General features: G+C 40.6%; 11 protein-coding genes. 2 read left to right on the top strand and 9 right to left on the bottom strand.

Features of this window, described 5'->3' with window-relative positions:
* Nucleotides 1-46: 46 nt before the first annotated feature.
* The 9 genes from FMM05_RS07920 to miaB all read right to left on the bottom strand — a co-directional run bounded on the left by FMM05_RS07920 (nucleotide 47) and on the right by miaB (nucleotide 9940).
* Nucleotides 47-2407, bottom strand: coding sequence for a hypothetical protein (locus tag FMM05_RS07920; RefSeq protein ID WP_143372805.1), 2361 nt, complete (start codon nucleotides 2405-2407; stop codon nucleotides 47-49).
* A gap of 140 nt (nucleotides 2408-2547) precedes the next feature.
* Nucleotides 2548-4179 carry a chaperonin GroEL gene (gene groL, locus FMM05_RS07915; protein WP_143372804.1) on the bottom strand — a complete coding sequence of 544 codons (1632 nt, stop codon included), beginning with the start codon at nucleotides 4177-4179 and terminating at the stop codon, nucleotides 2548-2550.
* A gap of 44 nt (nucleotides 4180-4223) precedes the next feature.
* Nucleotides 4224-4499 carry a co-chaperone GroES gene (locus FMM05_RS07910; protein WP_143372803.1) on the bottom strand — a complete coding sequence of 92 codons (276 nt, stop codon included), beginning with the start codon at nucleotides 4497-4499 and terminating at the stop codon, nucleotides 4224-4226.
* 157 nt (nucleotides 4500-4656) lie between these two features.
* Entirely contained in the window at nucleotides 4657-5034 is a 378-nt protein-coding gene (gene secG, locus FMM05_RS07905; protein ID WP_143372802.1) for a preprotein translocase subunit SecG, read from the bottom strand.
* 10 nt (nucleotides 5035-5044) lie between these two features.
* Nucleotides 5045-5887: a tetratricopeptide repeat protein gene (locus FMM05_RS07900; protein WP_143372801.1), complete on the bottom strand. Its 843-nt coding sequence runs from the start codon at nucleotides 5885-5887 to the stop codon at nucleotides 5045-5047.
* Between the two features lie 78 nt (nucleotides 5888-5965).
* Nucleotides 5966-6487: an LptE family protein gene (locus FMM05_RS07895; protein ID WP_143372800.1), complete on the bottom strand. Its 522-nt coding sequence runs from the start codon at nucleotides 6485-6487 to the stop codon at nucleotides 5966-5968.
* A gap of 88 nt (nucleotides 6488-6575) precedes the next feature.
* A complete protein-coding gene (locus FMM05_RS07890) occupies nucleotides 6576-7091 on the bottom strand; it encodes an LptE family protein (RefSeq protein ID WP_143372799.1) in 516 nt (171 codons plus the stop codon).
* Nucleotides 7092-7094: 3 nt separating this feature from the next.
* Nucleotides 7095-8375 carry a sigma-54 interaction domain-containing protein gene (locus tag FMM05_RS07885; RefSeq protein ID WP_143372798.1) on the bottom strand — a complete coding sequence of 427 codons (1281 nt, stop codon included), beginning with the start codon at nucleotides 8373-8375 and terminating at the stop codon, nucleotides 7095-7097.
* Nucleotides 8376-8494: 119 nt separating this feature from the next.
* The gene (miaB, locus tag FMM05_RS07880; protein ID WP_143372797.1) at nucleotides 8495-9940 is read right to left on the bottom strand and encodes a tRNA (N6-isopentenyl adenosine(37)-C2)-methylthiotransferase MiaB; all 1446 of its coding nucleotides are present in this window, start codon (nucleotides 9938-9940) and stop codon (nucleotides 8495-8497) included.
* 230 nt (nucleotides 9941-10170) lie between these two features.
* On the opposite strand from miaB, the gene topA reads away from it, so the two are divergent.
* Together topA and FMM05_RS07870 are read left to right on the top strand one after the other, a co-directional pair.
* The gene (gene topA, locus FMM05_RS07875; protein WP_143372796.1) at nucleotides 10171-12675 is read left to right on the top strand and encodes a type I DNA topoisomerase; all 2505 of its coding nucleotides are present in this window, start codon (nucleotides 10171-10173) and stop codon (nucleotides 12673-12675) included.
* A 3-nt stretch (nucleotides 12676-12678) separates the two neighbouring features.
* Nucleotides 12679-13827, top strand: a complete 1149-nt coding sequence (locus FMM05_RS07870) for a formimidoylglutamase (RefSeq protein ID WP_143372795.1) — start codon at nucleotides 12679-12681, stop codon at nucleotides 13825-13827.
* Nucleotides 13828-13895 lie beyond the last annotated feature (68 nt).

Here is a 13895-nt window from a genome sequence, read left to right as displayed (position 1 = left end):
AAATGAGCGCTTCAAGGCGCTCATTTTATTATATAAACTGTAAATGTTATTTTACATTAATAGTTTTTATTTCCGATATCAGTTTACCATCGGCACTAAAACCTTCTATCCACAATTTAATTGTTTTTTGACCGGTGTTAGGTATGGTAAGATTAAATGCCCCGGTTTCATCAGTCATAATGTTAGCATCCCAGTCAATAACCCCAAAGCTTGCAAAACCTTCATCATCAGTAGTATTGTAAATAACATTTTCAAAAGGTAAAATCTTTTCATAGCCATTTTTTACTATAATTTCCGGAAGGGTAGTTTTAGATTTTGGCTTATAGTTATGGTTAAGATAAATTCTTATAATTCCCATAAAATTACGAACAGACGGTACAATAGCATGTGGGTTCATGTAAATTTCATCAACCTCGTTCATAGAGATCGTCCTTAAAAGATCATAATCATAAACTTGCATTCCGTCTATGTAAATTACAGGCTTAGGAGGTGCGCCATTAAGGCTGGTGGAATTTCGGCTTGAGTATATCGTAACATTGACAGAGTTATCGTTAACTACAAAACTGCTGTTGAATTTGATGAAGTTAAGTAATGAGTTGTAGCTGTTAATTTCCTGTTGGGTAATCTTATAGCCTCTTAGATTACCATTGCCGCTTACTTTGGCATATTTTAATTTCTTGCCTTCAATGGTAACCTCTTCAAGTTCTATGTTTTCCTGAAAAATATTAGGTGTGCTTAAAGCAGTTGTGCCATCGGGAGCATAGCAACGCATAGGAGGGGTATACATTTTAAAGAATTTCCTGTTAGCATTTAATAATTGAGGCAATAATGTAAGTTCTTTAGGTTTTTCGCCCTTTCTAAACATTGAGAAGTTTACAAATGTAGAATCAGGAATAATAATATTCTCATAAGTAAAATCGCCTTTGCTATCTACATCAACCGTTTCTTCCAGGGCTGATGACAATGCATACAGTCTTACTCTTGTTCCTTTAGGGTCGCCGGCACTCTTAGGCAGGCTGCCTTTAAGGGTAAGGCCAATATCAAATGGGAATTTATTTTGGGGAGGGTTGTTTTTAATACTTGTCCAGTTGTATTTACTCTTTTGGCCCATTAAAAATAGGTCGAGTTCGTAGGCTTTTCCTTTACTAAAATTGGCAAAGTAATATTTACCACTAACTTTTTTATGCCCATCTATATAAGGTAAGAGCCAGAACGAACTGAAAATATCGTTTGTTTCGTTAAAGCTGCGGGTGTTATCCGGCAAGGCTGAAACGCTGATGTTTAAATTTGGCGCAGATGTTTTACCTGTTAGCTCCAGGTTTTCTACATTTTGTCCTGCTTTTGCTACGGTTGATGTAAGTGTTTGGCCCGCATGTTTGTAAATAAGGCGTTCAGCAAGCTGGTTAAGGTCGGCATCCAGTATCCTTATAGTGTTAATGCCGGGAAACAGATCGGTATTTTGCAAGGCCATTTTAACTTCGGTGCCAGTATTAAAATTAAGGTCGTACAAAAGTGCCTGCTCATCCTGGTGTACTAAAATGTACAAAGGTTTACCTGCATAACTATCAGCAGTTAACTTGTTTGTACGTATGGTAACCATGGTTTTATCAGGAATAGCGTAATTACTAACCTCTAATGCAATGCCTTTAAGCTGAGGTGTAGGCAGCAGCTGCTCGTGCTTAATACCTTCTATGGCTACTATGGCTTTAAAACCCTGGCCTGTGTTTGCAGGAAGATCAAAACGTCCATTGCCCAGCTTATTAACCTGTACAGTTTTAAAAGGCTTGCCTGCACCATCTACAATCTCTACGGTAGATACCGGTAATGGTTCATGATTACAATCGGATACGGTTACACCTATGCTGTTTGCTGTGCCGTTAACCATAGTGCCGCCTTCGGGGTACAAATCGATGTTTATTTTAGACGGATCTGCCTTAGCAAGGGCATTGCCTGCACCTGAGGCGGCATTAATAACGGTAACGTCATACACGGCCGACTCATCTTCGGTAAAATTGTTCATCCAGTTGGTATAAAACTGAAGGTAATATTTACCCGATTTAAACGTGTTGTTGAGTTTAAAACTGCCCGAAAAGCTGCCTATGTTGCCATAAAACAGTTTGGTTTCGAGTATTTTTCCGGTTTCATCCATTAAAGCGCCATAGATGTTTACAGTAGTGAAAAACGGTAAATTTTTGCGACGATGGAAAACATAGCCTTTAAACCAAATTTGCTCATTAGTCATGAACACGGTTTTGTTTAGCTGTATGTGGATGTTTTCGCGTTCAAGGAAAAAGTAATCGTTAAGTGATTTTGCAATGGCATCTTTTTTAGCATCCTGAGCGTGCAGCTGTAAAAAAGAACATAATAAAAATAGTAATAGGGTAGTGGTAAGGGTGATTTTTTTCATGGGCGGTTAAGTAAGGTTTAATGTGCAAATATTAAGTCGCTAAATGTATATATTTTGTTACAAAAATCCTTACGGAAAACCTCATTATAACAAAAAAGGAGCGTAAAAACGCTCCTTTTAACTATTTTATAATTTGGATATTACATCATACCCGGCATGCCGCCGCCCATTGGCATACCGCCGCCTGGGTTATCTTCTTTAATATCTATAAGTGCACACTCTGTAGTAAGTATCATACCTGCTACCGATGCTGCATTTTCTAACGCTACACGGGTAACTTTTTTAGGGTCTATAATACCTGCTGCAAGCATATCAACATACTCATCAGTCTTAGCGTTGTAACCAAAATCGCCGGTTCCCTCTGCAACTTTTGCAACCACTACAGATCCTTCAAGGCCTGCGTTCTCTACAATAGTACGTAATGGAGACTCAACCGCGCGGGCAACAATTTGTATGCCTGTAGCTTCGTCTGCATTTTCCGGTTTAATGTTTGCAAGAGCGTTTTTGGCACGTAGTAATGCTACACCACCACCAGCAACAATACCTTCTTCTACAGCAGCACGTGTTGCGTGAAGTGCATCATCAACACGGTCTTTTTTCTCTTTCATCTCTACTTCAGATGCTGCGCCTACATAAAGTACGGCAACACCACCTGCAAGTTTAGCAAGACGCTCCTGAAGTTTTTCCCTGTCATAGTCAGATGTTGTAGTTTCCATTTGAGCTTTTATCTGGTTAACACGGTTTTTAATAAGTTCCGGGTCTCCGGCACCGTTTACAATGGTAGTGTTATCTTTATCAATGCTTACTTTCTCACAAGTACCAAGCATATCAAGCGTTGCATTTTCCAGCGTATAGCCTCTTTCTTCTGCAATTACGGTACCACCTGTAAGTATAGCGATATCTTCTAAAAGTGCTTTTCTCCTATCGCCAAAGCCCGGGGCCTTAACAGCAGCAATTTTAAGTGCACCCCTTAATTTATTTACTACAAGAGTAGCAAGGGCTTCGCCATCTACATCTTCGGCAATAATTAAAAGTGGCTTGCCTGATTGTGCCACCGGCTCAAGTACCGGAAGCAAATCCTTCATAGAAGATACTTTTTTGTCGTATAGTAAAATGTAAGGCCTTTCTAATTCTGCCTCCATTTTTTCTGAATTGGTTACAAAATAAGCCGATAGGTAGCCCCTGTCAAACTGCATACCTTCTACCACATCAACGTAAGTATCGGTACCTTTAGCTTCTTCAACAGTAATTACACCTTCTTTACCTACTTTACCAAAGGCAGTAGCAATAAGCTCACCTATAGTTTCGTCGTTATTTGCAGAAATAGAAGCGATCTGTTTGATCTTCTCGCTATCAGAGCCTACAACTTTAGCCTGGCTGGCAAGGTCCGCCACAATAGCTTCTACAGCTTTATCAATGCCGCGTTTAAGATCCATTGGGTTAGCGCCGGCAGCAACGTTTTTAAGGCCTTCTTTTACAATAGCCTGTGCAAGTACCGTTGCAGTTGTAGTACCGTCTCCGGCAAGGTCATTAGTTTTAGAGGCAACCTCTTTAACCATTTGTGCACCCATGTTTTCAAGGGTATCTTTAAGCTCAATTTCTTTAGCTACAGATACTCCATCTTTAGTTACTGTAGGGCCACCAAACGATTTGCTGATGATTACGTTACGGCCTTTAGGGCCTAATGTTACTTTTACTGCATTAGCTAATGCATCTACACCGCGCTTTAAGCCGTCGCGTGCTTCAATATCAAATTTTATCTCTTTTGCCATGTTGCGTTTATTGTTATATGTTGTTCAAAAATTAAACTCCCGGATTATAGTACTGCAAAAATTTCTTCTTCTTTCATGATAAGGTAATCTTTACCTTCAAATTTTAATTCGGTTCCTGCATATTTGCCATACAATACAGTATCGCCCACTTTTACGGTCATATCATGATCTTTAGTGCCGTTACCTACGGCTACCACGATACCCTTTTGTGGTTTTTCTTTAGCAGTATCCGGAATAAAAATCCCTGAAGCAGTTTGTGTTTCTGCAGCTACCGGCTCTATAAGGACACGGTCTGAAAGTGGTTTAATGTTTAAAGACATATCTTTTCTTTATTTTTTGTTGTTTGTTATTAAATTTTACGACGCTTTCTATTTGTCAGAAATTGTGCCATTTTGCAAATCTGCCAAATTTACATATATAAAAAATGCCAGCGTTGACAAGCTGGCATTTTTAAGGTTTTATTTAGAGAAATACTCATTATTGTGCAGGAGCCGGAGCGGGTGCAGGCGTTGCAGTGCCTTGCGGTTGTGCAGCCGGTGTAGCGGTGCCAGCAGGAGCGGTAACAGGTTTAGCTGCCGGTGCAGGTACTGCGCTCTCATCTATAACCTGGGTGTCACCCGAAAAGTTATTAGAGAAGCTAAGGCTTGATAATAGTATTAATATTACCAGTATTGTAGATAGTGTCCAGGTACTTTTATCAAGAAAGTCGGTAGTTTTTTGTACACCACCCATAATTTGAGGACCGCCGATAGAAGAAGAAAGACCTCCACCTTTAGGGTTCTGAACCATAATAACTACCACTAAAAGGAAGCTTACAATTGTAATAAGTACTAAAAAGATTGTGAAATTAAGCATGTTCTTTTATTTATTGTTTTTGTTGTAAATTCTTTATTTCTAAAATACGGTCTGCAAAGAAAACACTTTTTTCCGGATATTTCAAAATTAAAATTTCATAGGCCTGTATTGCCTTAGTATATTTTTTTTGTTCGAGGTAAACGCGTGCAAGTGTCTCAGTCATAAGGCCCGGGCTTTCCGGTTGAGATTTGCCTAAATTTACCTGTGCGGATGTATCGTTTTTAGTAGGTGCAATCTTTGGGTTTGCCTCTATAAATTTATCTATCAGGCTTATTTTTTTTGCCAGTTCAGCAGGCATTTCGGGCTCTTTTTGGGTTTCGGCACGTACAATTGGGGTTAACTTAGATAGTTGCAGCCACTCTGCAAAAGAGTGTGTTTCGGCCTGGTCAAACTGTAATGGTTTGCCGGTTAGGGGCTCTTCTATGGGAGCCGACTCAATTACTGTCTCCGGGATTTTAACCGAAAGCTCTTCAGCTTCGGCCACTGCTTCTTTAATAGAAAGTTTTATAGATTGCTCCAGTTTATCTACCGGAGGGTGCACTACCATGCTATCAGTAACCGATATCTGGCTTATGGCCTGTTCTTTTTCCTCATGAACTGCTTTATCAATACTGCGAAATTCTTCTGATATGATAAAATCAAATAACACCGACCTGTCCGTTGTGTAAGCCGCCGTTTTTTTAAGTTCTGAATTGTACCGGAAACTATCTTTGTTATACAAGCCTTTTAGATAAATAGCGCGTGCACTTTGCAGGTACGGAAACTCGATAAGGATACTTTCAAGTTCCGCAGTATGCCTTTCGTTTAACGAGTACGGCTTATTTAGCAGGTATGTATAGTCTTTTGTATTCAAGTTTTAGTTTTCAGTCTCAGTCTTAGTTCACAGTCCGGTAGCTTCTGCTAACTGATACTGTAAACTGCGACTTAAAAATTACCATTTAGCCAGTGAGGCGTTAAATATATCCTGTGTTATCCGTTCAAAAATCTCTTCGAGAGCGGTATCTAATGTAGCGCCCGTAGGCAAAGCATCGCCGCTGTAATCATGATAAAAGCTGAACGATTTCTCAAAATCATCGTTTTCTTTCTTTTTGTTTGTAAACCTAACGTTTACGGTAATGGTAAGCCTATTTTGGGCTGCACGCTGATTGGCTGTAGCGGTCATGGGGCTTACACGGTACTGTGTAATCTCACCTTCATAAACCAGGTCAGCATTAGAGTTAGTTAGGCTAAGGTCGGTTTGATCCTTTATTAAATCCTGTAAACGCTGCGTAAATTTACGATCAATGCCGGGTTCTATGATCTGGGCATTATTCTGAAAATAATTTACCTGAAACGACTTTACATCCTTACCTATGTTGCTGCCCGTAAAACTGTATTTGCTTCCGTTGCTACTGCTACAGCCTACATATAAAGTAAGTAATATAAGTGTAAATATGATTGGTAAAGTACGCATTTCCATTAATTAGTTATCGGTTGTTAGTTGTCAGTAGTACTGTCGGGATTAATTGCCGACAACCGGCAACTGAAAACCATCAACTGATTTACCATTTAGCCAATGAGGCATTAAATACATCCTGTGTTATCCTTTCAAAAATCTCTTCGAGTGCAGCAGTTAACGTTGAGCCAGTAGGCAATGCGTCACCGCTGTAATCATAGTAAAAACTGAACGATTTTTCAAAATCATCGTCTTCTTTCTTTTTATTAGTAAACCTAACATTAACCGTAATGGTTAGCCTGTTTTGTGCAGCACGTTGATTTGCCGTGGCCGTCATAGGGCTGATGCGATACTGGGTAATTTCGCCTTCGTAAAGTAAATCGGCATTGCTGTTGGTAAGGCTAAGGTTAGTCTGGTTCTGAATAAGATCCTGAAGCCTTAGCGTAAACGTACGCTCGATGCCCGGCTCTATGATCTCGGCATTGTTCTGAAAATAATTTACCTGAAAGGTAGAAGCATCAATTTTACCTGTACCTGTAAAGTTATAGACAGAGCAGCCGCTTAGCGTAAAAAGCACGGCTACAGCCGCAAGGTATTTAAAATAGTTTATGAATCGTGGCATGGGCTATAAATCGTATTGTTTAATTTTCCTGTAAAGTGTCCTTTCGGATATGCCGAGTTCATCGGCGGCGGCCTTGCGCTTACCTTTGTTGCGTTCCAGGGCTTTTTTTATAAGCTCAATCTCTTTTTCATCCAGCCTTAGGGTTTCTTCCTCCTCAACAGCTTCGGCAAAAAGGTAGTGGTCGTCGTCATCGTCATCGTCGTCATGATGCTCTGCAACCGGCTCGGGGCGCTTGGCGGGTGCGGTAAAAACCTCATTGCGCTGCGGCAGTTCTTCATATTCACGGTGGTTTTCGTCCTGGCCGTAAATGCGCTGTATAAGTCCCTTATTACTTTCCTGTACTTTGGAGCTGTTGCCATTTTGCATCAGCTCCATGGTAAGTTTTTTAAGGTCGTTAAGATCGCCGCGCATATCAAAAAGCACTTTGTATAAAATTTCGCGCTCGTTGCTAAAATCGCTTTCGGGTTTTTTATCACGAACTACAGCCGGAAGGTTGCTACCCTGCTCCGGAAGGTAATTTCGGAGTGCAGAAAGTGAAATATTACGGTTAGTTTCCAGTACCGATATCTGTTCGGCAATGTTTCTTAGCTGGCGGATGTTTCCGCCCCAGCGGTATTTTAATAGCAGGTCTACTGCATTGTCGTCCAGCTTTATAGGTGGCATTTTGTACTTATGCGCAAAATCCGACGAAAATTTCCTGAATAACAGGTGTATGTCGTCTTTTCTTTCGCGTAATGGCGGTAGGCTAATTTCCACAGTGCTAAGGCGGTAGTAAAGGTCTTCCCTAAACTTGCCTTTCTCTATAGCATCAAACATGTTAACGTTTGTAGCAGCTACAATGCGCACATTTGTTTTTTGTACCTGAGACGATCCCACTTTTATAAACTCACCGTTTTCCAGCACGCGCAACAGCCTAACCTGCGTTGTTAGAGGTAGTTCGCCTACTTCATCCAGAAAAATAGTACCGCCGTCGGCCACCTCAAAATACCCCTCACGGGTAGATGTTGCGCCTGTAAAAGCACCTTTTTCGTGGCCAAAAAGCTCACTGTCAATAGTTCCTTCGGGTATGGCACCACAGTTAACGGCAATATATTTGCCGTGCTTGCGGTGCGACAGCGCATGTATAATTTTGGGGATGCTCTCTTTACCTACACCACTCTCTCCGGTAACAAGCACCGAGATATCGGTTGGGGCTACCTGTATGGCTTTTTCAACGGCGCGGTTTAGCTTAGGGTCGTTCCCAATAATTTCAAATCGCTGTTTTATAGCTTGTACGCTCTCCATGTTCTTTTGTTTCGGGTTCAGGGTTTCAGGTTTCGAGTTTTAGTACCTCGTAGAGGTTCATAAAATGTTTTCACTGGTTCCGTTAACCTGAAACTTGAAACCTGAAACAAATCAAAAAATTATTGCATATCACTATAACCCACAGCCTCACCTATAAGTGTAGCCGAAGTGCAATCGGTAACCAGCACGTTTACAAAATCGCCTACTTTGTAATGTCCTTTAGGGAAAACCACTGTAGTATTTTGCGAATTACGGCCACTCCAGTGTGCATCTGATTTTTTAGATGATTTCTCTATAAGCACTTCAACCACCTGGCCCATGAACCTTGCGGTACGCTCGGCGCTTATTTTTTGTTGTAAATCAACAACCTCCTGCAGGCGGCGCATCTTAACTGCTTCGGGTACATCATCTTCCATTTTACGGGCAGCAAGAGTTCCCGGCCTTTCAGAATAGGCGAACATATAGCCAAAATCGTATTTTACATACTCCATAAGGCTAAGGGTGTCCTGGTGGTCTTCTTCGGTCTCAGTGGGAAAGCCTGTTATCATATCCTGAGATAATGAGCAATCAGGGATAATGTTCATTACTTTATCTACAAGCGCCATATATTCCTCACGGGTATGCTGGCGGTTCATTTCTTTTAATATACGGGTGCTTCCGCTTTGTACCGGCAGGTGAATGTAGTTGCAAATATTATCGTACTTAGCAATAACGTATAGCACACTCTCGTGCATATCCTGCGGGTTAGAGGTAGAAAAGCGTATGCGCATTTTAGGATAGGCTTCGGCAACCATAGCCAGTAGCTGGGCAAAATCTACTGCGGTAGCCTTTTGCATTTCAGATGCTTTTATGTAGTCTTTTTTAAGTCCGCCGCCGTACCAAAGGTAGCTGTCTACGTTTTGGCCCAGTAGGGTAACCTCTTTAAAATTACGCGCATGCAGGTCGGCAATTTCTTCCATAATGCTTTGTGGCTCACGGCTGCGCTCGCGGCCACGGGTAAAAGGCACTACGCAAAAAGTACACATATTATCGCACCCACGGGTGATAGATACAAATGCCGTTACACCGTTACTGTTGAGGCGTACGGGAGAGATATCGCCATACGTTTCATCTTTACTAAGTATAACGTTAATAGCATCGCGGCCTTCACCAATCTCTTTTAATAAATTAGGCAGGTCTTTGTAAGCATCCGGGCCTACAACCATATCTACAATTTTTTCCTGCTCCAGGAACTGGCTTTTTAAACGTTCGGCCATACAGCCAAGAACGCCTACCTTCATACCCGGATTAATGCGTTTTACAGCATTGTATTTCTCCAGCCTCTTACGTACGGTTTGCTCAGCCTTATCGCGTATAGAGCAGGTGTTAACCAACACAAGGTCGGCCTCCTCAAGGTTTTGGGTGGTGTTATAGCCCTGATTGGCAAGTATTGAGGCTACGATCTCGCTGTCAGAAAAATTCATCTGGCAACCATAGCTCTCTATAAAAAGTTTTTTGGTGTTTTCTTCCTTTTGTTCTAAAACAAGGCTTTGGCCCTGCCTGCTTTCTTCAATTATCTTTTCCATAATACACTACTGCACATGCTTTTTTAGAACCGCAAAGATAATTATAAATTTCATACTATGACAAGATGACAGCCGATGTTTGTGCTTAAAATTTTATTTTACACCTATATATATAGTATATATATAATAGCCCACGTTTGGTTAAACTTTGACAAAATGTGTACAAAATGGTTAAATGTAAAATCAATATTTAAAAAAAACATATACTTTTGCGACCAAAGAAATGTATGATGGCAAAGAATTTAGTGATTGTTGAGTCGCCGGCAAAGGCAAAAACCATAGAAAAATTTTTAGGGAAAGATTACCAGGTAGAGTCCAGTTACGGCCACATTGCCGACCTCCCGTCTAAGGAAATAGGGGTGGATGTAGCTAACGGATTTAAACCAAAGTATGAAGTTTCTCCTGATAAAAAGGCTTTGGTTAAAAAGCTCAGGGATCTTTCTAAATCGGCCGAAACCGTTTGGTTAGCGAGCGATGAGGACCGCGAGGGTGAGGCAATAGCATGGCACCTGGCGGAGGAACTAAAACTGGATAAAAGCAAAACCAAACGTATTGTTTTTCATGAAATTACCAAAACAGCGATACTAAAAGCAATTGATAACCCCCGAAGCATAAACTATGATCTTGTAAATGCACAACAGGCCCGAAGGGTACTGGACAGGTTAGTAGGTTATGAACTATCGCCTGTACTTTGGAAGAAGGTTAAGAGCGGATTATCAGCGGGTAGGGTACAATCGGTTTCGGTACGTTTAATTGTAGAGCGTGAGCGCGATATTCAAAACTTTAAAGCCGAAGGTTCTTACAGTATTACTGCCGAATTTACCAATGAGGCAGGAAAGACATTTAAAGCAAAACTGCCTAAAAACTTTGCTACTAAACAGGAAGCGAATGATTTTTTAAATAAAAATATAGGGTCGCAATATAAAGTTACCGACCTTGAGACCAAACCGGCAAAAAAATCGCCGGCTGCACCATTTACCACATCTACCTTACAGCAGGAAGCTGCCCGTAAGCTGTATTTGCCGGTAGGTGTTACTATGATGCTTGCACAAAGGCTGTACGAAGCGGGACTTATAACCTATATGAGAACCGATAGCGTAAACCTTTCTAACGATGCAATGACGGCTGCCGAGGCTGAGATTATCCGTTCGTACGGTAAAGAATTCAGTAAGCCGCGTAACTATGCAACTAAAAGTAAGGGCGCTCAGGAAGCTCACGAGGCTATCCGACCAACAGATATGAGCCGCCACACGGTTAATATAGATCGCGACCAGGCAAGGCTTTACGATTTGATATGGAAACGTACTGTAGCCTCTCAAATGAGTGATGCCCAACTGGAACGTACCAATGTTAAAATTGAAGCTAATAGCCATAAAGAGATATTTACTGCTTTAGGCGAGGTGTTAGTGTTTGAAGGTTTCTTAAAGGTTTACCTTGAAGGCCATGATGATGACGAGGAAGAACAGGAGGGTATGCTGCCTGCACTTAAGATAAACGAAAGGCTTATAAATAATTATATTACGGCTACCGAACGTTTTTCGCGCCCATCGGCACGTTATACAGAAGCATCTCTCGTTAAAAAACTTGAAGAGCTTGGTATAGGCCGCCCGTCTACATATGCGCCAACAATTTCTACTATTATTAGCAGAAATTATGTGGAAAAAGGAAATTTTGAAGGCCAGCAAAGAAAATATGGACAGCTTACGCTAAAAAATAACAATATCGCAGAGCAGGAGCTTAGTGAAAATGTAGGGTCTGATAAAGGAAAGCTTGTGCCTACCGATATTGGTACCATTGTAAACGATTTTCTTGTAAATCATTTTGATACGATTCTTGATTATAATTTTACCGCTAAAGTAGAGCAGGATTTTGATGAGATAGCATCGGGTAACGAAGACTGGACTAAAATGATGTCTAACTTTTACGACCATTTTCATCCAAATGTCGTAGATGTAGAGAAAAATGCAGAGAGGGAGTCGGGCGAAAGGATATTAGGTACCGATCCTAAAACGGGCAAACCTGTGAGTGTACGTTTGGGTAAATTTGGCCCGATGGCACAAATAGGCGAGCCGGACGACGAGGTTAAGCAGTTTGCGAGCCTGTTGCCGGAGCAAAATATTGGTACTATAACTTTAGAAGAGGCCTTAGGTTTATTTATGCTACCTAAAAACCTTGGCGAATACCAGGGTGAAGAGGTGGAGGTTAATAATGGCCGTTTTGGTCCTTATGTGCGTTTTGGCAAGATGTTTATTTCATTGCCAAAAGGCGAAGACCCGCTTGATGTTAATTTAGAGAGGGCTAAAGAGCTTATAAAAGAAAAACAGCAGGCCGATGCGCCTATTGGTACTTATAAAAACGAACCTATTCAAAAAGGGGTAGGGCGTTTTGGCCCATTCATAAAATGGAACGGTATATTTATCAATGTAAGTAAAAAATATAATTTTGATAATCTTTCGCAATCCGATCTTGCTGAGCTAATTGAAGATAAACTTCAAAAAGAAGTAGATAAAGTAATACACAACTGGGAAGACGAAGGTATTAAGGTGGAGAAAGCCCGCTGGGGGCGTTCGGTTATCCTTAAAGGCAAGATGAAAATTGAGCTTAATAAGGATGTAGATGCCACTAAGCTTACTTTAGATCAGGTAAAGGGTATGATAGCAGAGAAAACACCTGCTAAAAAAACGGCAGCAGCTAAGAAAGCGCCAGCAAAGAAAACCACAGTTAAAAAGAAATAATATATGGGTTTCGATTTTTTACAGCCTGTAGACCGGTCGGTATTGGATTTTATTGATGGCCTTTCGCTACAGGCATTAGGAAAAAAGGCTATATTGCACGCCGAAGAGTTTCCTGATCTGGATAATGTGTCTATTGCTATCATAGGTGTGCTTGATAACAGGGGGCAAAACGATAATAAAGACCATGTTCACCTTAATTATATCCGCAAAGAATTTTATGGGCTCTTTCCTGGTAACTGGGTAAAGCAAATTGCCGATCTTGGCGATATTATTCCGGGCGAAACACAGCAGGATACCTATTATGCCTTAAAAGGCGTAGTTACAGAGCTTATAAAAAGCAGGATCATACCAGTTGTTATAGGTGGCTCTCAGGATTTGTCTTATGCTTTATACAGGGCTTACGATAAGCTTGAGCAGATGGTTAATTTAGTGGCTATAGATAATCGTTTTGATTTTGGAAAAGAAGACGAATTGATGTCGTCTCGTTCGTATTTAACAAAAATTATTGTAGAAGAGCCACATAATTTGTTTAATTATAGTAATATTGGCTATCAAACCTATTTTAATTCGCAAGAAGAGATAGATCTTATAGAAAAACTATATTTTGATGCGTATAGGTTAGGTGAAGTTTGCAATGATACAACAATTGCCGAGCCTGTTTTTAGGGATGCTGATCTGGTTTGTATCGATATGAGTGCCGTAAAATCAAGCGATTCCGGAAATATTGTTAAATTTATGCCAAATGGTTTTGATGGCAAAGAAATTTGTACATTAGCGCGGTATTCAGGAATTAGTGATAAGGTTAGTTGCTTTGGTGTCTTTAATCATGAGGATACCCGTCAGGAATCGGTACTTATAGCGCAGGTGCTATGGTATTTTATAGAGGGGGTGCATTATCGCTCTAATGAATATCCTTTTGGCAGCAGGGAGCATTATATTAAATATATAGTGGCTACCGAAGACGAAGAGCTTGTTTTTTACAAGAGTGACAGGACAGACAGGTGGTGGATTGAGGTGCCGAGGGCTGTTGGCAGGGATAATAAAGTAAAAAAGAATACGTTATTACCATGTAGTTACAATGATTACCTGAGCGCATGTAATAATAACTACCCTGAAAGATTATGGAAAGCTCAACGAAAAAACATAATTTAACATTTTTGTTATAAAATAGCATTGTTTTAGAGCAAGTTATCAAATGTTTATCTTTGTGTGAGGTTTTT

The organism is Flavobacterium zepuense, from assembly GCF_007097145.1.
GTDB classification, from domain to species: Bacteria; Bacteroidota; Bacteroidia; order Flavobacteriales; family Flavobacteriaceae; genus Flavobacterium; species Flavobacterium zepuense.
This window is presented reverse-complemented; position numbering and strand designations above follow the sequence as displayed.